This window comes from Micromonospora sp. RL09-050-HVF-A (assembly GCF_019374995.1).
GTDB lineage: Bacteria > Actinomycetota > Actinomycetes > Mycobacteriales > Micromonosporaceae > Micromonospora > Micromonospora antibiotica.
Genome location: NZ_JAGKQP010000002.1, coordinates 5,261,949 through 5,288,392, shown reverse-complemented (window position 1 = coordinate 5,288,392; position 26,444 = coordinate 5,261,949). Strand labels below are relative to the sequence as shown.

The following is a 26,444-nucleotide window of genomic DNA, read 5'->3' as shown; positions in this document are numbered from 1 at the left end:
CCCCACTACCGCCGCGCCCCGACGGACGCGCCCCTGGCCTGCGCCCGCATCGGGTCGTCGAGCCCGCTGGCCAGCGCCCGCTGCCGCCACTGCGCCGGGTCGGTCCGCACCGACCGGGTCGGCACCGGGCCACCCCGCTTGGGGAAGATCTCCCCTTCGATCACGATCAGGTCCAGGGTGGCCTGCGCCCGCACCGGCTGCCCCTCACCGTCGAACCGGGTCAGGTTGACGTTGAGGGTGCTCAGGTTGACGGCCATCGACAGCTTTCCCCAGGTGAACGTCAACCGGGGCAGCTCGATGCTGGACGCGCTGCGGCTCTGCTCGTCGACGCTCGGTGGGCCGGAGAAGGCGATCAGCTTCTGCACGTCCTGGGCCACCCCGGCACCGACCAGCAGCACCTCGCCGGCCATCACCCGCAATGCGGTGTCGGAGGTCAGCTCCACGCCCCGGCCCCGACCGACGAGCTGACTGGCCCGGGAGGAGCGGGTGATGCCCATCTTGGCCGGGTTGTAGGAGAACGTGACCCGGCCCAGCGACGGGGACGACAGGGTGGCCGTCTCCGCCTTGGCCTGCAGGTCGGGGAAGAACCCCTCGTGCACCAGTTCCAGCCGTTCCACCGCGACCTGGTTGCTGTCCGAGGAGAGGTCCGGCCCGGTCCACGACGACGGCCGTACGCCGTAGAGCAGCCAACTGTTGACCGGTTCGCCGTCGGCGTCGAGCAGGGTGATCCGGGCGGTGGTCCGGGTGTCGTCGCCGGTGCCGTCCTGCCATGAGCGCAGCACCCCGACCAGCCACTGTTGCAGTTGCGCGGAACTCTCCCGGTGCACCGCCCGTTCCAGCACGACCGGGGCGTAGCTGACCTCGCCGGGCAGGTGGTACTGGCCGACGTAGTCCCCGGTCACCCGGACCACCTCGGGCCGGAAGTCGGCCCGCAACCCCCGGCAGGACCGCCACAGCCCGATCGGGACGTCCCCGATGGTCACCTGGAAACGCATCGCCAGGCCGAGCTTGAGGGTCCGCTTGACCCCCGGCCCGTCGCGGAACATCTGCAGCAGGCCACCGGAGGCGAGCCCCTGCGCGGTCTGGCTCGGGTCGCCCAGCATCCCGCCGAGCTGACCTGCGGAGATGGCGGCCATCAGAGCGAGAACTTCACGTCGTCGTGCAGGAAGCCGGTGTGCGCCAGTTCCAGCGTCTCGACCGCCACCCCGCTGTGGCTCGGGTCGAGTTCCGACACCGACCAGCCGACCGGGAAGAAGTGCTTCAGGTCCCAGCCGACGATCTTCAGGCCGACGCTGTCGACGAGTTGGATCGTGCCGCTGAGCGGGCGGTACCGGTTGGCCTGCTGGCAGAGCCACTCCTGGACGACCTGCGAGTCGAAGCACACCGCCCGGCTGAGCCTGATCCGGCTGTAGGTCGGCTCACCCACGTACGTGAAGACGTCGTTGCTGTCCCCGGCCCGGTACTCGCAGACCTGCCAGGTCACCCCCAGCCCGGAGACCCGGGACCAGGAGCCGAGGTTGTACCGCTCGTCGTCGATGACCACGAGGTACCTGTGGTTGACGCCGGTGACCTCGAAGAAGCCGCCCATCAAGCGGGCCGCGGTGGAAAGACCGCCTGCCATCGTTTCGCCCTCCTCGTCGCCTCGTCCTGGACCCGCGTCCGTGCGGTCGTGCCACCTGCCGTGCGTCCTGCCACCTGCCGTGCGTCCTGCCGCCTGCCGTGCCTCGTGCCACCTGGCGTGCCTCGTGTCACCTGGCGTGCTCAGCGGAACTGGGTCAGCCGCCCGCTGCGCTCCCGGTCGACCAGCAGCTCCTGCCGGAGCCGCCCGCGTAACCGCCCGTACAGGCGGCCGGCCAGTTCCTCCAGGTCGTCGGGGTTCTCCAGGTCGACCGGCCGGCCCGGCGACCGGTCCGGCACCCGGTCGGCCTCCTGGTCCAGCCGGGCGGCAGTGGCCCGCCCCCGGTCGGCCACCGTGCGCAGCTCGGCCCGGAGCCGCTCCACCGCGTCGCGTACCTCGGCGATCCGGCCCGCGCTGCGGTCGATCGCGGGCGTCGCGGGCGCTGCGGCCACCTCGGCCCGCAGGGCGTCCGACGGCGGCCCGGCTGGCGGATCGGCGGCCTGGTCCTGCTGCTGGTCGAGTTCGCCCCGCACCAACGCCCGCAGGTCGTCGAGGGTGGCCGCCGAGGTGTCCATCGACGCCCGCTGGAGCGGGTGGGCCGCAGCCGGCGGGCCGGTCGGTGCGGCCGGCGGGCCGGTCAGTGCGGCCGGGGGCACGCCTCCCGCACCGGGCTTCGCCTGCCAGGTCAGCCCACCGCCGGGGGTGATCCCCCAGGTGCCGGCAGCACCCGCAGGCGTCGACGCGGCACCCGCAGGTGTCGACGCGGCACCCGCAGGTGTCGACGCGGCACCCGCGCCGGTCAGCAGCGCGGCAGGTGGCAGCGGACCTCCGACGCCCGGCCCGCCGCCGTCGCCGAAGGCGTGCTCGGCGGCGAGCGCACGCGCCTCCAGGTCCCGGCCGGTGCCTGTCGACTCGGCTGGCGGTGTCGCCCCGAACGCCCGCTGCTGCACCACGTGGGCCAGCTCGTGGGCGAGCAGCGCGCGGGCGGGCGGCGCGTCCAGCGGCCCGGCCGAGGCCGGCAACAGGACTTCACCACCCCGGGTCGCGGCCCGTGCCCCGGCCTGCTGCACCACCTCCGTGGCCGCCGCGCCCCGCCACACCGGCACCGCCGCGACGTCCACGCCGTACCGCTGCCGGAAGCCGTCCACCAGGGCGGCCGGCACCTGCTCCGGCAGCTCCGGGTCGCCCACCGCGGTAGGCGGCGGACCCGCGCGGTGCGCCAGCGACCCGGGCCCCTGCCCGGTGCTCGGTACCGGGCCCGGCCGGTCGGCCGCCACCGTCGGCACGGCCGTGACGACCCCGATGGGGTACGCCGGGACCTGCTCGTCCATGGCTGGTACGACCGTCGGCCGGTCGACCCGCTCGGCCGACGGTACGGGTGGGTGCGGGACGACCGACGGCACCGTTTCCGCCTGTCCCGGGCCGGCCGGCGGTCCCTGCCCGGCCCCGCCGTGCTCCCGGTCCACACCCGACGGAGGGCCGGCCGGCGTGGGCTGCTCCGGACGCCGGGTGAGGAAGAAGGACGACGGCGGGGACACCGGCTCGGGGCGGTGGGTGTCGCGCCCCACCGGTGGGGCGGGCCGATAGTCCCCGGTGTCGTGCGCTGCCGCCGGACCCGGCCGGTCGTCCGCGATGTCGGGCCCCGCCGGTCCTGGCCGTCCCTCCGATGCCGGCCGCTCCGCAAGGCCCGCGAGTGTCCGGATCCCGGACGCCGACCACTGGTCAGGGTCCGTGAGTGTCCGGCTCCCGGACGCCGACCGCTCGGCAGGGTCCGTGAGTAGCCGGTTCCCGGACGCCGACCGCTCGGCGGGGTCCGCGACTGGCAGGTTCTCGGACCCCGGTCGCCCGGCCGGGTTCGTGCCCCGGGTCGGTGCCGTGGCGCCTGCGACCGGCGAGGTCACGCCGTCCGGTGTTCCGCCGGGCGGGTGCGCCAGCGGTGCGGCTTCCGATCCGACCACGGCACCTGCCTCGTCGAGGGTCCCGCCCCCGTGGTCCGCCGGCCCGGTAGCCTGCGCCGGATACTCCGGACGGTCCGGCCCGACGCCCGCCGGCCGGTCCTGCCCGACGTCCGGCGAGCCGTCCCGCCGACGGTCGGCGGGGGCGTCGCGGCCACCGCCGGTGGCATCGTCCGGGCCGACCCGGCCGCCCGGGTCGGGCTGGTCCCGGGTGGCGGACCCGGCTTCCTGGGTGGCGGGCCCGGCGAGCCGCCCCGGGGCGGCGGTGGGCGGGGCGGTAGTGCCACCCGAATCGGCTGATCCCTGTTCCGCCGGGGAGGCCGGCTCCTGGCCCGGTCGCGCGGTCGTCGGTCGGGCGGCGCGACCCCGGCGTCCGGCGAAGGCCACCTCGACCGGGCGCACCTCACCGGCCGACGGCGGGGTCCCCTCCGGGTCGCTCCGACCGTCGTGACCGGGGGCGGCGGTGGCCGCGCCCCGGCCGGTGTCCGGCTGCGCCGGCCGGGCACGCCCGCTGCCGCCCGATGCCCGGGCCTCCTCGGCGGCCCGGGTGGCCTCCGCCGCCAGGTAGGCGACCTCGAATCCCGGTGGCGGCCAGACCTGCGCGGTGGGCAGACCGGCGGCGGCGAACTGCGCTGCCGTCCGGGCGGCTGCGGCATCCACGCCGGCCCCGTCGGATCGCCCGGCGGACGTTGGTCCCTGCGGATTCTCCGGCCCAGCCGACGGACCCGGTGCCGGGAAGGCGCCCTCTCCGCCGGGCCTGCCCGCCGCCCCGCTCGGGCCATGCCCCACCGTCGAACCCTCGTCTACGGCCGGACCACCGGCCACGTTCCACCCCACCTCAGGCGACGAAAAGCTGTCTCCCGCCGGACCCGGAATCGCCCCCGGCACCACCACCGGCCCACGGTCGAGGGCCGAACCGTGGCCGGAAGTCACACCACGGCCGGGGTCCGAACCGTGATCGGGAGCCAGACCATGACCGGGGTCCGAACCGTGATCGGGAGCCAGGCCACGGTCGAGGGCGGGACCGTGGCTGCCCCACCGGGTCGGAGCGGTCGGCGGTCGGTGGGCCGCACCGGTGTCGTACCGGATCGGGGTCGGGTCGGTGACCGCAGCCGGCCCGACGGACCGCGCGGTGGCCACCGGGGCCGGGCCGGGGAACGGGCGGTGAGCGGCGGTCGGGGGCCACGATGGGTCGTCCGTGGCCGTCCCCGGTTGCGGGATGGTCACCATCGCCGAGGCGGGTGCCACGGTCAGTAAAGGCAGGCTTGGCAGGACCGGGTACCGGTCGGTGGGCACCGGCGAGGCGAGCGGCACCGGCGACGCGAGCGGAACAGGTGCCCCGACCGTCCGGCGGCGACGCGGCCAGAACGGCTGTCCGGGCCGTAACGACCAGGCCATGCCCACCTCCTTCAGATTCCGGTACGGGTGTGCGGCGTCGGGCTGCCGGGTGGGTCAGCAGTCGCCCGGTCGGCCGCCGGCCAGGTCCACCGCGAAGCGCCCCCGCAGCCGGGGCAGGCCACCTCGGCCCCGGTGTGCCCCTGCTGGTTGACCCGCCGGTAGAGGTCCTGGAGGAAGGCCAGGTCGGAGGCGAAGAGGTGCTCGATCACGTCGACGTCGACGGCCTGCACCCCGCCGATGCGGGTGACCGTCCGGGCGAGCAGCAGCACGGTGAGGAACGCCGGATTGTGGCGTACCCGGGGATCGCCCTGGGGGGTGATCTCGTCGCGGGCGGTGGCCAGCCGCATGGTGCCCTCGCGGTGCACCCCGCCCTGGTCGTCGACCAGCCCGCGCGGCAGCACGAACGGGTACTCGGTCCGCAGGCCCGCCGCCGGTCCGGCGGCGGGCTCGGCGAGGCTAGATGCGCGCATTGAAGTCGAACAGGTCGTCGCACATCAGCGTGACCGTCTGGTAGACGATGTCGGTGGCTCCGGCCTTGACCCCGCTGACCTCCACCCGCGACGGCCAGGCGTTGGTCATCATGTACGTCAGCCGGGCGTCGCCGTTGAGGTCGTCACCGGGGCCGTAGAGCTTCAACGCGCAGTCCCGGTAGGCGTCGTACATCATGTTGCGCACCTTCTGGTGCCAGAGCCACAGGTCGCCGTTGAGGTCGAGGCCCCGCTTGAGGGTGACCGTCGGCGGCTTGGTCCGACCGAAGTGCCGGGAGAAGATCGGCCCGGTCGTGCCGGCGGCCATGTACTCCGCGTTCTCCACCTCGCTGCTGATCCCGACCAGTTCGGCGAAGTTGATCGCCGACATGCCCGGCACCTCCAGCCGGAAGACGGCGGCACTGATGATCTGGGTGTTCTGCTTCGGGTCCTGGGTGCCCTGACCGGCCATGCTCGGTTCTCCTGGTCTCGTCGTCGCTCAGGTCGGGTGCTCGCCGCGGGCCGGTCAGTCGCCGGAGCCCTGGGAGAGCTGGGAGAGGCGGAACACCACGAACTCGGCCGGCTTGACCGGGGCGATGCCGATGTCGACGGTGAGGATGCCGGCGTCGAGGTTCTCCGGCGGGTTGTTCTCGGCGTCGCACTTGACGAAGAACGCCTCGGACCAGGTGTCGCCCATCAGCGCCCCACTGCGCCAGACCCGGCGCAGGAACATCGTGATGACCCGGCGTACCGCGTCCCAGAGGCGGGGGTCGTTGGGTTCGAAGACCACCCAGTTGGTGCCGAGCAGGATCGACTTCTCGATCCAGTTGAACAGCCGCCGGACGTTGAGGTAACGCCACTCGGCGTCGCTGGACAGGGTCCGTGCGCCCCAGATCCGGATGCCCTGCCCGGGGAAGGCCCGGATGCAGTTGACCCCGATCGGGTTGAGCTGGTCGTGTTCGCCCTTGGTCAGCCCGCTCTCCAGGGCGAGCGCGCCCCGGATGATCTCGTTGGCGGGTGCCTTGTGGACACCCCGGGTGTCGTCGTTGCGGGCCCACACCCCGGCGACGTGCCCACTCGGCGGCATGAAGACCGCCCGGCCCTGCGCCGGGTCCATCACCTTGACCCAGGGCCAGTAGAGGGTCGCGTACTTGGAGTCGTAGCCGGCGACGTCCATCCGCCATTCCTTGAGGCGCTGCGGGTGCAGGCCGGGCGGCGGGTCGAGGATGGCCACGCGGTCACCCATCAGCTCGCAGTGCGCGATCATCGCCAACTGGACGGCCTTGAACGCCTCGTCGTCGATGGCGCCCTGCTGGTGGGCGGCGGCCAGGTCGGGCACGCAGAGCATGGTGATGTCCTCGATCGCCTCCAGCCCGGCGAAGCCGGTCCGGTCGCTGACGTCACCGACGTAGTCCTCGGCGCGTACCCGCAGGTCGCCGGTGCCGGTCGTGGTGGCCGGCAGCGCGGGCGCGGCGAGGGTGACCTCGGCGCCGCGTCGGGGCGGGGCGAGGGTGGCGCCCTTCGTCTCCTCGATCTGGATCAGCTTGGACTGCTGGCGGACGACGGTGACCACGTTGCCCGCACCGCGCTTGGTGGTCAGGTTGTCCAGCGTCTCGACCGGCTTGCCGGCCTGCTTGACGACGAGCTTGAACGCGTCGTCGCCGCCCTCGGAGGCGTCGGCGACCTCGACCGAGAGGTCCTGCCCGGCCGGGCCGGGCAGCGCGGCCCGCACGGTGAAGGAGAGCCGCCCGTTGTCGCCGGCCGCCGGTACGGCCGCGGCCGGGTACGACTCACCGGCGGCTTCGGCGGCGGAGTCCGCACCGGCACCACCACCCACCCGGACCACGTACGCGGAGCCGCCGCCGTTGAGGAAGTAGCCGTAGACCGACAGTGGCAGGAAGCTGCCCGCCACGAAGCCCCCGAAGGTGCGGGTGTACTGCGTCCAGTTCGTGATCAGTGTGGGCTCGTCGACCGGCCCCTTCTCGGCGAAGCCGACGAACGCGGCGACGGCCGTCCCGACCGCTTCGATCGGCCTCGACCCGGAGGAAACCTCCTCCACGTAGACGCCCGGCGACAGATACGTCGGCATCGAACCTCCTGTACGACGGTGTGATGGGGCCGAGCTTGCCAACGCCGGCCGGCCGCGAGGGCTGCCCGCCGGACCGCCGCCGGGGTAGGCAGTTCTGCCCCCAAGGGCAACCGATCCGCCCCGACGGCCTGCCCGGCCGCCGGGCGCGGTGCCGTCCGGGCAGCGGGCAGGGTGGGTGGATGATCTGGGATGTCGACCTGTCGGTCCGGGCCTGGCTGGGCCACTACCTGCCGTCGGACGTGCCGGTCGTCTTCGACCCGCCGGACCGGTGTGCGCAGCGCGGCGAGGGTGACCTGGTCTCGGCCTTCCTGCTGGACGTCGAGGAGGACTCGGCGGGCGTCTCGGCGACCTGGGACGAGTTGCGCGACGCCACCGGTCAGCTGGTGGGGCGTCGCCCACCGGGCCGCCGGTACCGGTTCAGCTACCTGTTGACCGCCTGGGCCACTGACACCGAGCGGGAGCACCGGCTGCTGGGTGAACTGCTGGTCGGCTGTGCGAGCTGCACCGCCCTGCCGGCCCGGTTCCTGACCGGTGCGGTGGCCCGGGCGAACCAGCCGGTGGTGGTGCGCTCCGCGCCCCGGCGCGAGGGGGACACCGGCTCCGCCTGGGTGGCGCACGGCGGGACCGCCCGGACCGGGTTGCACCTGCAACTGCTCGTGCCGTTCGTGCCCGAGCCGCAGACCGACCTGGCACCGCCGCCGCGTGAGGTCAGCGTCAACAGTGGCGGTGGCCGCCCCGGCGGTCCGGGTGGCCCGCCGGGGCCCCGGCCCAGGGGTGGGATCAGCGAGCCCCGCTGACGCCCCGCCGTCTTCCCGGTCGCCCGGGCCGCCCCTGCCGGTCCCCGGCCACCCGGGCGAGGGCCGCCCGTCGGGTCGCCGGTTGCCCGATCAGGCTTTCCGTTGCCCGTTCAGGTAGCCACGGCTGCCCCTTGGTGTTCCTCGTTCGTGGTTCTGCCGGCCCACCCGCACGGCGAGACTGCCCGCATGAGTGTCGCTGTGGGACTTGTCGAGACCGACCTCACCGTCGCCGCGGGCGGCACGGTCGGCTGCACCGTCCGGGTGCGCAACACCGCCGCCGTCGTCGACCGGTTCACCCTGGACGTGGTCGGCGACGCCGCACCGTGGGCCGAGGTCGAGCCGGCGACGATGAACCTGCTGCCCGGCACCGAGCAGGAGGCCCGGGTGACGTTCACGCCGCCGCGTGCGGCGACCGTGCCGGCCGGCAGCGTCGCCTTCGGGGTACGGGTCCGGGGGCGGGAGAATCCCGAGGGTTCGGTGGTCGAGGAGGGCACCGTCACCGTGCAGCCCTTCGTGGAGCTGGCGACGGAGCTGGTGCCCCGTACCTCCCAGGCGCGTCGCGCCGCCCGGCACCAGCTGGTGATCGACAACACCGGCAACGTCGAGACCACGGTCGAGGTGCTGCCGGCCGATCCGGACCGCCTGCTGACCTTCCGGGTGCTTCCGGTCGCGCCGGTGCTGCGTCCGGGCACGGCCACGTTCGTGAAGCTGCGGGTACGCCCCCGGAAGCGGTTCCTGCTGGGCCCGGACCGCAACCTGCCGTTCCAGGTGGCGGTGACCCGTCCCGACGCCGAGCCGATCACCAGCGACGGACTGCTGGTGCAGCGGTCCGTCCTGCCGGCCTGGTCGCCCCGGGTGGTGCTGGTGGCCGCCGCGGTGGCGGTCGCCCTGGTCGGGCTCTGGTTCGCGGTGCTCAAACCCACCGTGCAGTCCACCGCCAAGGAGGCTGCCAAGGTGGAGACCAAGGAGTTGTCCCAGGAGGTGGCCGAGGTGAAGACCCAGGCCAGCGAGGCGGCGGAGACCGCCGAGAAGGCCGAGAAGGTGGCCATCGTCGCGGCCGGCGCCAGCCCGAAACCGAGCGCGGCCCCGAGCCCGACGACCGAAACCGGAAAGGGCAACGGCAACGGGCCGGGTGCCCAGGGCGGGACGCTGGACAACGCCGACCCGGAGACCGCCGCCGACTTCCGGGTGGCGACCAGCGCTTCACCGACCACCGCCAACGAGTTCACCCTCTCCACCTACCGGCCGGCCGACAAGAAGGTGCTCTGGGTGACCGACATCGTGCTGCAGAATCCGCACGGCGACGCCGGGCTGCTCCAGGTGCGGCGGGGCGACACCGTGCTGCTGGAGACCGGCCTGAACAACTTCCGGGACCTGGACTACCACTTCGTCCAGCCGTTGCGGTTCTCCGCCGGCCAACCGGTGACCGTCGCGGTGAAGTGTGCGAACCCGGGCACCACGGCGTGCACCCCGGCCGCGTACTTCGCCGGACAGCTCGTGCCGGTCGCGCCCACCCCGAGCCCCTCCCCCAGCCGATGAGCGACCCGCACCCCACCGTCGGGCAGGTCCCCGGTCCGGACACCACCGATCCGGCCGCCAGCGCCCACCGGGCGGGCACCGCCCCGGGCCCGGCACCGATCCGTACGGCGGTCCGTTCCCGCGACCCGATCTCCCAGGCCGGTGTCATGGCCCAGCTCGGCACTGCGGCGACCGACGACCCGGTCGGCGCGCGCCCGGTGGTGCTGGCCGAACCCGACGACACCCCGGACATCCTGGTGATCGTCGCCGACACGGTGGACGGGTGGCTGCTGGCCCAGCTCGACGCGTTGACCGGCCGGCCGGCCCCCCGACCGGTGCTGGTGGTCGGGCAGCTCGACGACACCGCCGGGTTGCAGGCGATCGAGGCGGGTGGTCTCAGTCTGGTACGCCGTTCGGAGAGCACCGCCGCCCTGCTGCGCGAGGTGGTCCGGGCTGCCGCCCGGGGCGAGGCGAGGCTCCCCACCGACCTGCTCAGCTCGCTGCTGACCCGGGTCGGTCGGGCCCAGCGGCAGGTGCTCGCCCCCCGGGGGCTGACCATCCTGCCGCTGTCACCGCGCCAGCTCGCGGTGCTCCGGATGATCGCCGCCGGGGCGGACATCGCGACGATCGCCCGGGAGCTGTCCTACTCGGAACGCAGCATCAAGAACATCGTGCACGAGATCACCACCCAGCTCGGTGTCCGCAACCGCACCCAGGCGGTCGCGCACGCCATCCGCGAGGGGCTGATCTGACCGGTTCCGCTGCCCAAGGGAGGGTTCCATCGTGGGCGTACCTGCCGCGAAGCTCGGTGACAAGGTGGTCGGCACCGACACGCACATCATCATGGTGCCCTCGCCGACCGGTCCGGTGCCGACACCCACCCCGATGCCCTTCGCCGGGACCATCGCCAACGGGTGCAGCACCGACGTGCTGATCGAGGGCAAGCCGGCCGCCGTGGTCGGCAGCGTCGCGGTGAACTCCCCGCCGCACCTGCCGACCGGGGGGCCGTTCCAGACGCCACCGAACAACCAGGGCACGATCATCGCCGGCAGCGCCCTGGTGCTGATCAACGGTAAGCCGGCGGCCCGGCACGGCGACAAGGTCAACACCTGCAACGACCCCGCTCCCCTGCCGGCCGGCAGCATCATCGCCACCGGTCAGGTGCTGGTCGGCTGACCGGGGTACGGGCCCCGGGCGATCCCGCCGGGGGTGGCTCGGCGGTGGCCCGGGTCCCGGGGCGCCCCGGCCGTGGCCCGGGGCCGGTGCGCCCCGACGGGTGGGCCGGTCAGCGACGGCGGGTGAAGGGTCCCGGCTGGGCGGTCGCCGACTGCACCAGGAAGGTACCGCTGGTCACCTGGCCGACCGCCGGCACCGAGGCGAGCGCGGCCCGGGGACCGGCGATCCCCTCCTCGAAGACCACCATCGGCACCGCGAACCGGCCGGACGCGTCGGCGACCACCGGCACCGCGCCCGTGCCGTCGACCCAGGTGACCAGCACCTCGGCCCCCGCCGGAAAGCCCTGGCCGAGTGCGGTGACCACCTGGCCGGGGCGGCCGACGCCGGGGTTGAACTGCAACGTCGGGCTGCGACCCGAGACGCTCAGCGCCAGCGACTGGGCGGCGACCCCGCCGGTGTCGGTGGCGCTGGCGAGGCTGAGCACCGACGTCGCGGCCCCGATCGCCCGGGGGGTGGCGGTGAGGGCCACCGTGCAGGACCGGGCGACGGCCAGGGTTCCGCCGCAGGTCGAGGCGGTGACCGCGAACACCGCCGGGAGCGGCTGTTCGGCGAGGGCGGCGGCCACGGTCAGCGGGTAGTCGCCGGTGTTGGTGAGGGTCACCGTCCGGGTCGCCGAGGGCACGCCGAGGGGGGCCTCCCCGAGGTCGAGCGCGGCGGCGTCGGAGTGGAGCACCGGTACGTCCGGTGCCGCCCCGCTGACGTTCACCACCAGGCGTTCCGGTTCGCCCTGCACGATGCCGTCCACGGAGACTTCCAGGTGGCAGGCGTACTCCCCGTTGCGGGCGGCGGCATCGACCGCGACGGAGACGGTGAGGTCGACGGTGCCGCCACTGTCGACGGTCTGCTCGGCCGGGGTGACCGAGGCCGAGAGCTGCGGGTCGCAGTCGGTGGTCCGGGCGCTGACGGTGGCCTGGATGGCGCGGATGCCGGCCAGGATGGCGTTGGAGACCTCGGCCGGGCCGGCGGCGTCGAGCAGCACGCCCCCGGTCTGCCGGGTGATCTCGGTGAACTGTCCGGACTCGTCGAGGGAGTAGCTGCCCGGGTTGCCGACGTCCACGGCCACCACCCGCACGCCCCGGGTGGTCAACGCCTGGATCGTCCCGGCGAGGTCGTGGCCGACGCTCGGGTCGTGCGACGGCGCGTCCCCGAAGATCACCACGATCGGGCTGCTCTCGGTCCGCAGGCCGACCGCTCCGGTGGCGACGGCGTACAGGGCGTTCAGGCCGGCCTCCGGGCCGTCGCCGCCTCCGGCGGCGGTCCAGACGTTCACCGCCTCCTGCACCTCGGACGGCACGGCGGTCAGGTCCCGGTTGAGCCGGAAGACGAACTCGTCGCCCTCGTCCCGGAATTCGGCGACCGCGAAGCGGGCGTCGGGTTGGACGGCGCTGATGTCGCCGATGATCCGTTTCGCGTTGACCCGGACGTCGTTCAGCGCCGCCTGCATGCTGCCGGTCGTGTCGGCGAGCAGCACCACGTCGGGGCGGGGCGGGATGGTCGCGGTGGTCACCGTGCGGGTGACCACCGCCGAGCCACCGGGGGTCAGCCCGAGGGTCGTCCCGGCCGGCTCGCCGACCAGCGGGGCGGCGCCGTCGCTCACGCTGATCCGCAGCGCCGGGCCACCGGCCGGTCGCGGTGCCGCGAAGAACTCGGCGTACGCCGCCGGCGGTGCCCCGGCCACCAGGAGTGCCACCACAGCGAGCGCCGACGTGGCGCGCAGGGACCGGGACGCTGATGCAGCCATGGGGGCCAGTGAACGCGGCCCGCCCGGGTCGGCCGCAACCCCACGGGAAGCCCTCCGGGCAGTCCCGCCTGCACCTTCGGGCACCACCCCACCACCGCCGGCGGTCGTCACCCTACTGCGGCCGGGCCGACAGCACCCGGACGTCGAGCCCACCGGAGCAGCGCCGGACCACCGCCGCCACGCTCTGCTCGTGGCTGGTCCGCACCGGGTCGACAGTGAAGTACGCCTTGCGGCCCCGGCCGTGGCGCACCACGTAGCTCTCGGCCGTGCCGCCGGCCCACGGGTCCCCGAACGTCTTGAGCACGTTGTAGATCGGGGTGTCCATGTCACTCTCGTCGGTGTAGAACATCACCAGGTCCTTGAACTGCACGTAGTGCGCGTACGCCCCCTCGTCGGTGAGGGTGGCGATGATCCCGGTGTTGTGCGCGTTCAGCGCCGAGTCGATCGTGACCGTGATGAAGACGTACTGCGGGAAGACGTGGATGGTCATCCGGTCGTCCCGGTACATCCGGGGCATCCGCTCCATCGCCGAGCCGATCATGGTGGCGAGTTCGTCCACGTCCACCCCCCACAGGCCGACGAGGGCCTGCGTCTGCGCCCAGGAGTAGAGGCCGGCCAGGTTGGAGTTGGCCTCCGGGTTCAGGGTGAAGGCCACCCCGATCTTGAACTCGCCGTGCTGCCACTGCGGCGCGTCCTCCCCCTGCACCAGCGGCTCCGCGAACCGGACCGACTTCTCCGGGCCGGGGGCCACCACCAGGTCGTCGTCGGACGCGATGTGCCCGAACGCCCGGTCGTACCCGGAGTAGTCGTAGCTGGCCTCCTCCTCGTCCTCGCTCTCCTGCTCGCTCTCCTCCTCCTTGCCCCTGTCCCCATAGCCGTGTGCCTCCGCCGCGAGGGTCTGGCAGGAGGTGACGAAGGCGGGCATCACCTCCGGGACGGACAGCGCCATGACGGCAGCCTGCTGCACCTCCTCCCGCCAGAGCGCGAAGAGCTGAGCGTCGTCGCGCAACTGCTCGGCCAGGGCGGCGAAGTCGTCGTCGTCGCGGAGTTCGACCGGCACGTCCGGGTTGCGGCGGGCGGTCTCCGTCAGTGCCGTGGTCATCGCCCAGTCGTCCCACGGCCGGGGTAGCTGGCGCTCGAACGTGTCCAGCGTCGCCTGCACGTCATCGCCGTGCCGGTAGGTGACCAGCAGGTACTCCAGGCTGCGGATCAGGTCGTGGCGGTCCGGATGCATCTGCGCGATCCACCGGCCGAACATCCGGGTGCCGTAGTCGCCGTCGAGGACGGTGGCGAACTCGACGGACTCGAAGTAGTCCGGGCTCTGCGTGGCATCGTCCCAGTAGTTCTCGCGCCAGGTCATGACCGCTCTTTTCACGTCGGCGACAGTCAACCCGGCCACCCTGCCCCGGGCACCCGCCCGCGGGGTACGCGACCGCCGGCCGCCTTAGGGGCAGTTCCTCCTGCCCCTGCGGGCATGCGGGCCGACGGATGACCCCGACGCCGCCGCCGGGACGCGGCAGCGGCGCCCGGACGCGCGGCACCGCGGCCACGAAGTGGACGACGGCGGCGGCGGTCGTCACCCGTCCCACGCCGAGAGTCGGAAGATCAGTTATCCGTTGCCCCAAGAACAACTCCACCGACGCAACGGATAACTGATCTTCAGCTCCGCGTCAGGCACGTCCCATCTCTTCCGGCCAAGACCACTTCACGTCACCGTCCTATGCCGAAAGTATTGACGCCAACACATGTCAAGACATACCGTTCGTTCGGGGGTCGTCACCGTAAGCGATACAATGATCACAGATCTTGGCGCGCGACAGCCTGACACCTTCCCGGCACGGGTCACCCCGCCCGCGCCCTCGGCACCTGCGCACATTCACCGCAGTTCACGCTGAATTCCCGCCATCCCGCCACGGAAGGACGCACCGTGCCAAAGGATCAGCAACAATGGAGCTGGCAGCAGGACACCCATCCCGCCGTTCTCTACAGTTCCCGCCCGGACGGAACGGTCCAGTGCCACCTCTCCCCCCGAAACTGCGTCATCCGCCCAGGAGCGGTCGGGTTCTGCCGGGTACGCGCCAACCGCGGCGGTGAACTGGTGACGCTCAACTACGGCAAGTCGGTCGCCATGACCGAGGAGACGATCGAAACCGAGGCCGTCTACCACTACGCCCCCGGCGCCCGCATCCTTTCGATGGGAAACATCGGCTGCATGATGAACTGCGACTACTGCCACAACTGGCAGACCTCGCAGGCGCGGTTCGTAGAGGACCAGTCGGTGCATTACTACACCCCGGAACAGGTCGTGCAGAGCGCCCTCGAAAGAGGGATCCAGGTCATCTCCTGGACCTACAACGACCCGGTCGTCTGGCACGAATTCGTCCTGGACACCGCCCGGCTCGCCCGCGAGCACGGCCTGGTCAACCTTTTCAAGTCGGCGTTCTACATCTCGCTCGAAGGGGCCAAGGAACTCTGCGAGGTCATCGACATCTTCAGCATCTCGCTCAAGTCGATGGACCCCACGTTCTACAAGCGGGTGACCAAGGGCCAGCTGCAGCCCGTCCTGGACGCCACGGCCTACGTGTTCGACCGGGGCAAGCACGTCGAGGTTTCCAGCCTGCTGGTCACCGACGCCAACGACACCGAGGGCGACGCGCGGAAACTGTCCCGCTGGGTGCTCGACCGGCTCGGCCCCGACGTGCCCGTGCACTTCGTCCGCTTCCACCCCGACTACAAGTACACCCACGTCGACCGGACCCCGGTCGAGCGGCTGGAACGGGCCCGGGAGATCGCGCTGGAGGAGGGGGTCCGCTACTGCTACCTCGGCAACGTCTACGACAACGAGGCGACGAACTCCTACTGCCCGCACTGCGGTCTGCTGGTGGTCGAGCGGTACGGGCTGATCGCGTCCCCCGTCGGGCTCACCGGGGAGGCCCACTGCCAGGGGTGCGCCAACCCCCTGCCGTTCCGGCTGCTGGCGGCACCGGACAACACCGCCCTCGACATTCTCGACGTCGACGCCGCCGACCTGCACCACATCGAGCACGAGTGGCGCGGCGACGTCAAGGCCGTACACGTGGAGTTGTCCAGTGAGGCGTCCGCGGCGCACGAGGTGACCGTCCGCGTGCTGGGCGGGGCCTCCCACGGCCGCGAGGTCAAGCGGGTGCCCATCCTGCCCGGTTCGCAGTACCGCTTCATCGCGTGCAAGTCCGCCTCGGACGACCGCGGCGTCAGCGTGCAGCTGCCCCCCGGCGTCCACGCCAACCTCTACGAGGTGTACGACCGGGCGCACTTCCCCATCAGCACGGTCCTGGAGATCCAACACTCCAGCGACGCCGTCCCCGAGGCCGCGATCCGACTCCAGGAGACCCGCCGTGCGTAGCGGCACCGACTACTTCGTCGTGCACCTCGACGAGCAGGAGTCCGCGGTGCTGGTCACCGGCAACCACCGCATCGCCCGAATGCCACGGGAGGTGGGTGAGCGCCTGGAACAGGGGATCGAGCACCTGCGTGCCGAGGAACACTCGGCCTGGGAGGCTTTCACGCTGACCCCGGACGCCGACAGCAACGCCGAGACGCTGCGCGCCAGCTCGCTGGCCGACGGCGCGGACTTCGCGGTCAACGTGAACCTGACGAACATCTGCAACCTGGCCTGCACGTACTGCTTCGCCGAGGGCGGCGACTACGGCCGGATGAAGGAAGCCATGGGCGAACACTCCGTGGCGTGGATCTTCCGCTTCATCGACGAGAACGTGGCACCCGGCCAGCGGGTGCGCTTCGAGTTCTTCGGCGGCGAGCCGCTGGCCAACTTCGCCCTGATCAGCAAGATCTGCGAGCGGGCCGAGCGGGTGGCCGACGAACGGGGGGTGACGTTCGTCCACCGCATCTCCACCAACCTCACGCTGATGCCCACCGGCGTCATCGACCTGTTCCGCCGGCACCGGTTCATCGTCTCCGTCTCCCTCGACGGGCCCCGGGAGGTGCAGGACCGCAACCGTCCGTCCAAGAACGGCAGCGGCTCGTACGACCGGATCATGCGCAATCTGTGGACGCTGCGCAGGGAAGCGGGCGACAACGTCATCCTCGTGGCCCGGATGACCATCGCGACGGAGACGCCGACCCTGCTCGACAGCGTGCGCGAGCTGTGGGAACTCAACCTGTTCGACTTCTTCCAGATCTACCCCGGCGTCTATCCGGTCGACCAGCAGGGGCGCAGCGTCGCCCTCACCCTGACCCTGGGCGACAAGGTGCTCAGCAGTCCACGCCAGGTCACCTACGTCAACCACTTCCTGCGGCCCGGCATGATCGAGCAGTTCCGCGACTTCCTGCACGCCTACCCGTCGTTCTTCACGCCCGACAACCGCTTCGCCGGGGTGCTCGAGTACGAACGCACCGCCCAGATGATGATCGAGGGTCTCACCGCGTTGTCGTTCTGTTCCGGCGGGCGGACCTACTACACCCATTCGCCGGACGGCACCATCAGTCCCTGCCACCGTCTCGTCGGCGACGAGGCGTTCGACGTGGGGACCGGCGAGGACGGGCTCACCGTGCCGCACCCGGAATGGCGTCGCACCGTCGACGAGCACCCCGTCTGCGGCCAGTGCTGGGCGCGCTACCTGTGTGGTGGCGGCTGCCGCCAGGAGAACTTCGTCGCGAGCGGGGACCTCAACGTGCTCAACGAGGAGTCCTGCCGGTACCAGCTGATGCTCGCCGAGGAGATGGTCCGGCTGGTGGGCCGGTCCGGCTCGGACTACCGGGACCGGCGGCGCGAGGTCTTCGACGACCTTTTCGTGTCGTGCGGCAGGCCGGTGGTCCCGAACGGTCGGGTCAGCAATGCGCTGCCCGACGTAGCCACGCAACCGTTCACGCCGATTCACTGAGCGAAGCGGAGGAATCGCAGATGTATCAGCCCGAGGGCCAGATCATCCGCCGCAACATCCACACCTACCCCTTCAAGTACCGCTACGTGGACTACGACGACTACTTCCGGCGGCAGAGCGCGGTGCTCTATCTGCACGTGCCGTTCTGCATCAAGAAGTGCGGGTTCTGCGACTACACCGTCTATGTCAACAAGAACGAGTCACACTTCGCGCGGTATGTCGACGCGCTGGAGAAGGAAATCCGCAACTTCGCCACCAACCGCACCTTTCCCGGATTCTCGATCGACGCCGTGTACTTCGGCGGTGGGACGCCCGGAATCCTGACCGGTGAGCAACTGGTCCGCCTGCTCGACGCGTGCCGGGAAACGTTCGAATTCAACGACGGCTGTGAGATCGCCCTGGAATTCGACCCGTCGACCGTCGACCCGCACAAGGTCGAGACACTGGTGGCCGGCGGATTCAACCGGGTGAACGTGGGGGTGCAGGCGTTCGACGACCGGCTCCTGGAGATCTGCAACCGCTCGCACGACGTGGCGACCGCCGAGAACGCGTACCGCATGGTGGTCGACGGTGGATTCCGGCACACCAACATCGACCTGATCTTCCCGTTGCCGGACCAGTCCCTCGACGACTGGAAGCGCAGCGTGGACCGGGCCATCGAGCTGGAACCGGCCTGCATCACGGCGTACGGCCTGGAGATCTGGCCCAAGACGGCCTTCCACACCCTGATCGGCTCGGGCAAGATGCAGCTGCCGTCGCCGGCCGAGGAAGCCATGATGTACGAGTACGCCATCGACGCGTTGGAGGCCGCCGGGTTCCGTCGGCGCAGCTCCACCGGGTACTTCCACCCGGACCGGTGTCCCGATCTGTCCCGCTTCCTGGAATACTACTGGCGCACCTGGCCGATGATCGGTTTCGGGGTGTCGTCAAAGAGCGTGATCCATGACCGCCTCTACGTCAACGTCCAGCCCCTCAAGCGGTACTACGAAATGGTGGACGAGGGCAGGATTCCCATTGACTTCGCCACGGTGCTCACCAAGGAGCAGGAGATGCGGCGGGTCATGATCCGTGGCCTGAAGATGTGTGAGGTATCTCAGACAGAGTTCCTACAGCGCTTCGGCGTACCGATGGAGTCGGTTTTCGGCAGCGAGCTCCAGGAACTGGTGGACAAGGACTGGCTACGCCTGGAGGGCGACCGATACGAGCTGACCAGGGCAGGTCAACTGTATTCGACCAACGTCTATGAGATGTTCTACACCCGGGAGGACCTGAGCCCGGCGGACGGCGACGAGGTCAGATTCGGGATATCTGAGCTTATGGAATAGCCCATACCTGGTAGTGTCCCGCAGTGTCGTAACGCGCGCACTGACGGGGGACGCTGCGATGTCTGTCATGATGGGATACCTGCTGGCCGGGCTGTTGGCCGGGCTGGCAGTAGCGGTGCCACTGGGCGCCATCGGGCTGCTGGTCATCCGCACCGGTCAGGCGCGGGGCCTACGGGTGGGCCTGGCGGCGGCGCTGGGCGTCGCCACGACCGACCTGGTCTTCGCCGCACTGGCGGTCTCGGTCGGCGGCGGCGTCGCCGCCGCCGTCGGGTCGCTCCTGACACCGATGCGGATCATCGCCGGTGCCGTCCTGGTGCTCCTGGGGGCGCGGGAACTGCTCGCCCTGCGTCGGATGAAAGGATCGACGACCCCTGGTGGGCCGACGGATCGTGGCATGCCGACCACCGGGCTGCGCGCCTACCTGCTCCTCCTGGGCCTCACCGCCGCTAATCCACTGACCATCGGCTACTTCGCCTCGGCGGCGGTGGGCATCGGTGGCACGATGTCCTGGGGTGCCGGCGTGCTCTTCGTAGCCGGCATCTTCGCCGCCTCGGCGGGCTGGCAGGGGCTGCTGGTGGGAGTCGGGGCGGTCTCCCGCAAGCTCATGACGCCGAGGGCCGGGCAGGTCCTCACGGCAGTGTCCGGCACCCTCATGATCGTTCTGGGCATCTACGCCGCGAGCGACCCGTACCTCTGATCCGCCCGCGACAACACGGACCGCTCAACGGCCTGCAACACCGCCCCACCGCCGTCGACGACGCCGTCATGACCCGCATCGCGGCTTTGACGGCGTCGTCGGAGTTCGGGCAGCAGGTTCACCGTGGGCGGCGATCCGACAGCGGTGGTCCCGCAGCCGGTCGAAGTTCATCGACGATCGGCACTTTGCTCGTTGGACCTCAACTGGTGCCCCCGGCAGGATTCGAACCTGCGACACACGGTTACCGAAAGTAGCGACCTTAACATTGTCGCGGCCTGTCGAGAATTGGCACTGAGCTGCCCAGACATGCCCGCGCAATAATCGTTTCCTGTCACTGCTCGTCACGTGCTGATGTGCGTTTTCGGGGGGTAAACGAGGGGTGTTGCGCCCCGGGTTTGATGGAGACATCGAAACCTGGGAGGAACGTCAGCGATGCCCGCACCGAGGAAGTACAACGATGATCTGCGTGAGCGTGCGACCCGGTTGGCGGTCGAGGCTCGCCGGGATCCGACGTCCGCGGCCGGGGCGATCCAGCGGATCGCCGGGTCGCTCGGGGTTCATCCGGAGGCGTTGCGGACCTGGGTGAAGAAGGCCGAGACCGACGCCGGCGTGCGGCCGGGCACGACCAGCAGCGACGCCGAACGCATCGCCGCGTTGGAACGGGAGAATCGTGAGCTGCGCCGGGCGAACCAGATCCTGAAGTCCGCAGCAAGTTTCTTCGCGTTAATGCCAAGCTGGTCAACGTCCGGCGGGGTTCGCTCATTTCTTCGCTGCCCTGGCCTGTGGCTGGTGGCTTCTCCTGATGTGCGGCCCCGCCGGACCTTCGCTGGGCTTGGAGTGGCTTGATAGGAGCCTGCTCATGCTCGATTAAGGCTTGCCCCCTTGCCTGGCGTGGAACGTCATCCCGGCAGCGAGGAGCTGACATGACTGTCATCGGAATCGACGCGCACAAGCGCACTCACACCTTGGTTGCGGTCGATGACCTTGGTCGCAGACTCGGTGAACGTACTGTCGCCGCGACGGACGAAGGTCACCTCCGGGCGGTGGAATGGGCTGACCAGTGGCCCGAGGTGAGCTTCGCTGTCGAGGACTGCCGGCACATGACCCGCCGGCTCGAACGCGACCTTCTGCGTTGCGGGTATCGGGTCGTGCGGGTACACACCCGGTTGATGGCCGCCGCCCGAAGGTCCGGACGGCAGCGGGGCAAGTCCGATCCGATCGACGCCGAAGCCGTCGCCCTGGCCGCGCTCCGGGATCCGAATCTGCCCGTTGCCCGCCTCGATGGGCCCACCAGACAGGTCAAGCTGCTCTCCGACCACCGTCACGACCTCGTCGTGGAACGCACGAAGCTGTGCAGCCGGCTTCGCTGGCACCTGCATGAACTGGACCCGGAACTGCAGGTGCCCTCACGCGGCCTGCGCCGCTACCGCGTCATCGACGAGTTGACCACCAGACTCACGGGCGTCGACGGCACGGTCGCCAGGATCGCCCGCGACCTGCTGGTCCGCTGCCGGGAGCTGACCGCGCAGATCAACAGCCTCGAGCGCGAACTACGGACCCTGGTCGAGGATCTGGGGCCCACCCTGCTCGGCATCCCCGGCTTGGGCGTACTCGGCGCGGCGATGATTCTCGGCGAGACCGCTGGCGCGGCCCGGTTTCGCTCGAAGCACGCCTACGCCCGATTCAACGGGACCGCACCGATCCCGGTCTGGTCCGGCAACAAGGTCCGCGTTCGACTCAATCGAGGCGGTAACCGGACCGTCAACACCGCGCTGCACATGGCCGCAGTCACGCAAACGCGCGGTATCGGCCCCGGCAAGGAATACGTCGACAAGCTCCTTGCCAGCGGCAAGACCAAGACCGAAGCCCTGCGACTGCTCCGACGACGATTGTCCGACCGGGTCTTCGCCGCCCTTCTGGCCGACGAACGCGCTCTCCGACCACATGATCGACCCGCTGCCCTCCCCGCCGCCCACGGGCACGAACTCAAGAACGATCGGACCGATCCGCTGGCAGCTTGACATAGGAGCATCGCGGAGCTGGACCGTCCGTCGCGATGAAGGTCGCCTTCGTCGACTCCCACCAGGAAGAACACGGTGTCCAGCCGGTCCTGCAGGCTCTTGAAGACACGCCGGCACAGATCGCACCGTCGACCTACTACGCCGCGAAGACCCGCCCGGCCAGCGCCCGCTCACGGCGTGACGCCGCACTGATCGAGATGATCACGAAGATCCACGCCGAGAACTACGGCGTCTACGGTGCCCGCAAGATCTGGCACGAGCTGCAGCGTCGCGGCGTGCGGGTGGCCCGGTGCACTGTCGAACGGCTGATGCGTGAGATCGGGCTGCGCGGGCTGCTACGCGACAAGTCACCGCGCACGACCCGCCCGGCCGCTGAGACCGACCAGCCCCGTGACCTGGTGAAACGCGACTTCACCGCGACGGCCCCGAACCAACTGTGGGTCGCCGACCTGACCTACGTACGCACCAGCGTGGGCTGGGTGTACGCCGCGTTCGTCCTCGACGTGTACTCCCGCATGATCGTCGGCTGGCAGGTATCCACGAGTCTGTACACCGACCTGGCGCTGGACGCGTTGAAACTGGCGATCTGGCGCCGCCAGAATCAGGGCGCTGACCTGCAAGGACTCGTGCACCACTCCGACCGCGGCGTCCAATATCGAGCCATCCGCTACACCCAGCGCCTCGCCGAGGCCGGCGCCGTCGCCTCGGTCGGCTCCAAGGGCGACTCGTTCGACAACGCGATGGCCGAGGCGTTCAACTCCCTCTACAAGGCCGAACTCGTGCGCAACAGAGGCCCGTGGCGCGGGCTCGACGACCTGGAGATGGCCACCGTCGAGTACATCGACTGGTACAACAACCGCAGGCTGCACGGCGAACTCGGACACGTCCCACCCGCCGAATATGAGGCCCTACACGCGATGACCCAGCCGGTCACCGCACCCCTGAAAACCAGATAACCAACTCTCCACCAAACCCGGGGCTTGACAGGGTGCCGACAGCGCGTTGCCATGACCCAACAACCCCCGCTCAGGGTCGAGCACCATCGGCACGTTACGACCAGCATCCGCCCTCATCGCGACCCGCCCGCGATCGGCAGGGGTTCGTGTCGGCGGGGGCGATCGACACCGCAACCCACTGCCGCAGTGCATGGATGATGAGGTGGTAATGGAATTTGAACTGCGGCCAAGACGGAATTGAACCGCCGATGGAGGACGTCGCCCGCTTGGTATCGGATCAAGTCAGGACGCCACCGCTCCGGCGGTAGCGTCCTGACTTTTCGAGCTTGCCCGGCCCACACCTCCCGGTTTCATCCATGGTGACAGCATCGTTAGTTCACCCTCACCCGTGGGCGTCAACCCTTGCCTGGTCAACGAGTAGATCCGCCAACCGCACAGCGGCGTACTGGTCACCGGCGTCGGCACGGACTCGTAGAATGTCGATCGCCTCGTCGACGTGGCCCTGCTCAACGAGTAGATCCGCCAACCGCACGGCGGCGTACTGGTCACCGGTGCTGGCACGGATTCGTAGCTCATCAACACGGCCCTGCTCAACGAACAGATCCACCAACCGCACGGCGGCGCGCCAATCGCCGACGTCGGCACGGGTCCGTAGCTCATTAACACGGCCCTGATCAGCAAGCAGATCCAGCAACCGCTCGGCAGCGTACTGGTCACCGGTGCTAGCACAGATCCGTAGCTCATCAACACGGCCCTGCTCAACGAACAGATCCACCAACCGCTCGGCGGCGTACTGGTCACCGGCGTCGGCACGGACTCGTAAAGTGTCGATCGCCTCGTCGACGTGGCCCTGCTCAACGAGTAAATCCGCCAACCGCACAGCGGCGTGCCGACCGCCGGCGTCGGCACGGGTCCGTAGCTCATCAACACGGCCCTGCTCAACGAACAGATCCACCAACCGCACGGCGGCGCGCCAATCGCCGACGTCGGCACGGGTCCGTAGCTCATCAACACGGCCCTGATCAGCAAGCAGATCCGCCAACCGCACAGCGGCTCGCCAGTCGCCGACGTCGGCAGCGACTCGTAGGATGTCGATCGCCTCGTCGACGTGGCCCTGCTCAACGAGTAAATCCGCCAACCGCACAGCGGCTCGCCAGTCGCCGACGTCGGCACGGGTCCGTAGCTCATCAACACGGCCCTGCTCAGCAAGCAGATCCACCAACCGCTCGGCAGCGCACTGGTCACCGGTGCTAGCACAGATCCGTAGCTCATCAACACGGCCCTGCTCAACGAACAGATCCACCAACCGCACGGCAGCGTACTGGTCACCGGTGCTAGCACAGATCCGTAGCTCATCAACACGGCCCTGCTCAACGAACAGATCCACCAACCGCACGGCAGCGTACTGGTCACCGGCGTCGGCACGGACTCGTAAAGTGTCGATCGCCTCGTCGACGTGGCCCTGCTCAACGAGTAAATCCGCCAACCGCACAGCGGCGTGCCGATCGCCGGCGTCGGCTTGGAGTTGAAGATGGTAGGTGCGGGCGGTGTCTTTGAGATGGTCCTGGAGGATGGCGTGGCGGAACTGGTAGACGGTGCCTGTTTGGCGTAGCACACCGTGGTGGTGGGCACCGGCGAGAAAAGACTGCAGGCGCCAGGGCAGCCAGCCCTGCAGTGCGAGGCGGGTATGGGTCAGGCGGAACCTTATCCAGGTCCAGGCGCCGGCCATGAGTCCGGCGGTGATGCCGTACACCACAGCTGCCGTGATACCGGTAGCTAAGGGTGTGGGGGCCTGGGCTAGCGCTCCTACGAGCACAAATAGCGCACCGCTGGTCAGGGCCTGTTGAGACGCTGCGGCGGCAATATTACGACGGTTATGGACCAGGTCAGTGGGGGACGTGCTGGTCTGGCGGATCGGCGAGGCCGGTCGCCAGGATGGAACGACGGCGGTGAGGAGCCCGTAGACCAGCCCGGCAGGCAGCTCGGCTGCCCCTTCGGTGATCAGCCCGATCAATTGTCCGCCGACGATCCCGTATCCCAACGCAAGCGTGACCCGTTCGATGCGGCGTTGACGCCGAGTCCGAAATCTCACCTGTATATAGGGCGGGTAGCCGTACGGCCACATCGGCCGCAGCAAGCCGTTGGCTGCCGTCAACATGATGAGTATTCCCGTGACGGAAGACCCGAGGCCGCTGGCACCGACGCTGGCACCGACCAGTCCTGCGGACAGCCCGCCGATCACCATCGCCAGGGCTGTGGTCATCACCGACACCTGATCTGGCCGGGCCGCGAGTAGAACGGGGTTGAGCTGCCACCAGTGCCAGTCGCGAGTATGGCTCTGGTACAGGTGGTAGGCCAGACAGGTTAGCCATCGGCGGGCCCGCGCCGGGTCATGGCGTCGCCACCGCAAGCCAGTTGGAGCGCTCCGCCGCTCGGGTGGGTGGGTGTAGGCAGCGGTGACGAACGCGTCCATCAACCGGCTGGTAACCGCCTGTAGGGTCGTCAACTTGAGCAACTCGGCCGGATCCGTTCCGGGGTCCTTGTAGGCGGTGCGGGCCAAAGCCACCATTAGCGGCGTGGACAACGCCTGTGCCAGTGGATTCGCCGGTGTCTTCGTCTGAGGCTCGTCGCCGTCGAGGTGTGGGCGTAGGTGGGCGAATACTGGTTCCCAGCGGGGTCGGGCCTGCTCCGGGTAGGACAGGTACTCGACTACCGCGTCGATGGTGACCGGTTCGAGTTCCACCACCGCAGCGGTCGTCAGGATGGTCTCGCTGCGGTTCACCGCCCGCTCGTACTCGCTGATACGGCAGGTCACCACCAAAGGTCGGCCTGCTGCTGCGTGCGCGTCCAGGGCTTGCAGCGCTTGGCCGATGGCCGAGGCGGGCAGTTCATCTAGGCCATCCAGCACCGGGACCACCTGCCGATGCTCCACCAGCCGTTCAGCCACCGCCCGTGGGTCGCCGAAGCCGGCCAACACGTCGGCGTAGTCTTCGGCGAGATGGCGGGCGACGAAAACGTCCACCGGCTCGGCCGAATCCCACGCGTTGATCGCCAACAGCACCGGCAGCGGCTCACCCTCAACCCGGGTACGGATCAACCCAAGGGTCAACAGGATCGCGAAGACGCTCTTGCCCGCACCCGGCTCGCCAAGCACCACCAACTGCCGGCGCGGCAGGCCCCGGAAGGCACTCACGATCTGCCGATTGATCTCGCCACGCTGCCCTGGCAGCGGCACGTCGATCTGTCCGCAGAGCGGAAAGCGCCGCCAGCCACCGTTCGACCGCTCACCGGTCACCGCCTCGCGACTGGCCGCCGGACGACCCGTTGACGACCAGGACACACGCAACGGCGCCGGCCGAGTCACCTCCCGTCGTACCGCCTCCTCAGCCCAGTCCCGTTCCAACCGCGCCGCAAGATCCGCCACCACACCCACGTCACCCAAAGAGGCCGGGGACTGGGCGGACCGCACCGTCGCCGCCGTGCCAACCATCGTCGCCACGGTGCCGGCTACACCCAGCACCATGCTGACGATCCAGCTGGCCTGCTCGGTGCCGCCCCACCCCAGCTTAGGAAGGGCCGGTGGTTGCCACCACACCCACACCACGACGGACGCCCCTAGGGCCGCGACGCCGAGCAATACCATCCGTAGGGGACGCCGCAGCCGACGACCGAACACTCGATCCATCGCACCATCATGGACTCGCCGCACCATCAGGATGTCCGGCTCATAGGGGCCACTTCACAAC

General features: G+C 70.2%; 19 protein-coding genes and 1 pseudogene. 11 read left to right on the top strand and 9 right to left on the bottom strand.

Annotated elements, in window-relative coordinates; genetic code table 11:
- Positions 1-5: 5 nt before the first annotated feature.
- The 6 genes from J7462_RS23505 to J7462_RS23480 form a co-directional block, all read right to left on the bottom strand.
- The gene (locus tag J7462_RS23505; protein WP_219466705.1) at positions 6-1,136 is read right to left on the bottom strand and encodes a phage tail protein; all 1,131 of its coding nucleotides are present in this window, start codon (positions 1,134-1,136) and stop codon (positions 6-8) included.
- Positions 1,136-1,621, bottom strand: coding sequence for a phage tail protein (locus J7462_RS23500; RefSeq protein ID WP_088643770.1), 486 nt, complete (start codon positions 1,619-1,621; stop codon positions 1,136-1,138). Before J7462_RS23500 ends, J7462_RS23505 begins: the two co-directional genes overlap by 1 nt.
- 140 nt (positions 1,622-1,761) lie before the next feature.
- Positions 1,762-2,949 carry a DUF4157 domain-containing protein gene (locus tag J7462_RS23495; RefSeq protein WP_219466702.1) on the bottom strand — a complete coding sequence of 396 codons (1,188 nt, stop codon included), beginning with the start codon at positions 2,947-2,949 and terminating at the stop codon, positions 1,762-1,764.
- 2,033 nt (positions 2,950-4,982) lie between these two features.
- On the bottom strand, positions 4,983-5,441 hold the full coding sequence (locus J7462_RS23490; protein ID WP_219466700.1) for a hypothetical protein: 459 nt from the start codon (positions 5,439-5,441) through the stop codon (positions 4,983-4,985).
- Positions 5,428-5,910, bottom strand: coding sequence for a phage tail protein (locus J7462_RS23485; RefSeq protein WP_088643766.1), 483 nt, complete (start codon positions 5,908-5,910; stop codon positions 5,428-5,430). Before J7462_RS23485 ends, J7462_RS23490 begins: the two co-directional genes overlap by 14 nt.
- A 54-nt stretch (positions 5,911-5,964) precedes the next feature.
- A complete protein-coding gene (locus tag J7462_RS23480) occupies positions 5,965-7,527 on the bottom strand; it encodes a phage tail sheath subtilisin-like domain-containing protein (RefSeq protein ID WP_219466697.1) in 1,563 nt (520 codons plus the stop codon).
- Positions 7,528-7,706: 179 nt separating this feature from the next.
- On the opposite strand from J7462_RS23480, the gene J7462_RS23475 reads away from it, so the two are divergent.
- The 4 genes from J7462_RS23475 to J7462_RS23460 all read left to right on the top strand — a co-directional run bounded on the left by J7462_RS23475 (position 7,707) and on the right by J7462_RS23460 (position 11,018).
- Positions 7,707-8,324: a Pvc16 family protein gene (locus tag J7462_RS23475; protein WP_219466688.1), complete on the top strand. Its 618-nt coding sequence runs from the start codon at positions 7,707-7,709 to the stop codon at positions 8,322-8,324.
- Between the two features lie 186 nt (positions 8,325-8,510).
- The gene (locus J7462_RS23470; RefSeq protein WP_219466686.1) at positions 8,511-9,863 is read left to right on the top strand and encodes a hypothetical protein; all 1,353 of its coding nucleotides are present in this window, start codon (positions 8,511-8,513) and stop codon (positions 9,861-9,863) included.
- Positions 9,860-10,594: a response regulator transcription factor gene (locus tag J7462_RS23465; RefSeq protein ID WP_219466684.1), complete on the top strand. Its 735-nt coding sequence runs from the start codon at positions 9,860-9,862 to the stop codon at positions 10,592-10,594. Before J7462_RS23470 ends, J7462_RS23465 begins: the two co-directional genes overlap by 4 nt.
- A 31-nt stretch (positions 10,595-10,625) precedes the next feature.
- Positions 10,626-11,018, top strand: coding sequence for a PAAR domain-containing protein (locus tag J7462_RS23460; protein WP_208565740.1), 393 nt, complete (start codon positions 10,626-10,628; stop codon positions 11,016-11,018).
- A gap of 109 nt (positions 11,019-11,127) precedes the next feature.
- On the opposite strand, the gene J7462_RS23455 is transcribed toward J7462_RS23460, so the two are convergent.
- Entirely contained in the window at positions 11,128-12,819 is a 1,692-nt protein-coding gene (locus tag J7462_RS23455) for a choice-of-anchor D domain-containing protein (protein ID WP_219466682.1), read from the bottom strand.
- A 112-nt stretch (positions 12,820-12,931) separates the two neighbouring features.
- Positions 12,932-14,179: a hypothetical protein gene (locus J7462_RS23450; RefSeq protein WP_208565738.1), complete on the bottom strand. Its 1,248-nt coding sequence runs from the start codon at positions 14,177-14,179 to the stop codon at positions 12,932-12,934.
- Between the two features lie 567 nt (positions 14,180-14,746).
- Between J7462_RS23450 and amrS the strand changes: the two genes are divergently transcribed.
- The 7 genes and pseudogenes from amrS to J7462_RS23415 all read left to right on the top strand — a co-directional run bounded on the left by amrS (position 14,747) and on the right by J7462_RS23415 (position 22,698).
- Positions 14,747-16,201: an AmmeMemoRadiSam system radical SAM enzyme gene (gene amrS, locus J7462_RS23445; protein WP_219466679.1), complete on the top strand. Its 1,455-nt coding sequence runs from the start codon at positions 14,747-14,749 to the stop codon at positions 16,199-16,201.
- Complete coding sequence (locus J7462_RS23440; RefSeq protein ID WP_219466675.1) at positions 16,194-17,699, top strand: radical SAM/SPASM domain-containing protein; 1,506 nt, start codon at positions 16,194-16,196, stop codon at positions 17,697-17,699. Before amrS ends, J7462_RS23440 begins: the two co-directional genes overlap by 8 nt.
- Positions 17,700-17,719: 20 nt before the next feature.
- The gene (locus J7462_RS23435; protein ID WP_208565735.1) at positions 17,720-19,024 is read left to right on the top strand and encodes a coproporphyrinogen-III oxidase family protein; all 1,305 of its coding nucleotides are present in this window, start codon (positions 17,720-17,722) and stop codon (positions 19,022-19,024) included.
- 58 nt (positions 19,025-19,082) lie between these two features.
- Complete coding sequence (locus tag J7462_RS23430; protein WP_219466668.1) at positions 19,083-19,721, top strand: LysE family transporter; 639 nt, start codon at positions 19,083-19,085, stop codon at positions 19,719-19,721.
- Between the two features lie 432 nt (positions 19,722-20,153).
- Positions 20,154-20,441: pseudogene (locus J7462_RS23425) on the top strand (transposase); the annotation flags it as partial.
- Between the two features lie 203 nt (positions 20,442-20,644).
- Positions 20,645-21,742, top strand: a complete 1,098-nt coding sequence (locus tag J7462_RS23420) for an IS110 family transposase (protein ID WP_255597870.1) — start codon at positions 20,645-20,647, stop codon at positions 21,740-21,742.
- A gap of 35 nt (positions 21,743-21,777) precedes the next feature.
- Positions 21,778-22,698: an IS3 family transposase gene (locus tag J7462_RS23415; protein ID WP_219466663.1), complete on the top strand. Its 921-nt coding sequence runs from the start codon at positions 21,778-21,780 to the stop codon at positions 22,696-22,698.
- Positions 22,699-23,080: 382 nt separating this feature from the next.
- On the opposite strand, the gene J7462_RS23410 is transcribed toward J7462_RS23415, so the two are convergent.
- A complete protein-coding gene (locus J7462_RS23410) occupies positions 23,081-26,383 on the bottom strand; it encodes a hypothetical protein (protein WP_219466648.1) in 3,303 nt (1,100 codons plus the stop codon).
- Between the last annotated feature and the right edge of the window lie 61 nt (positions 26,384-26,444).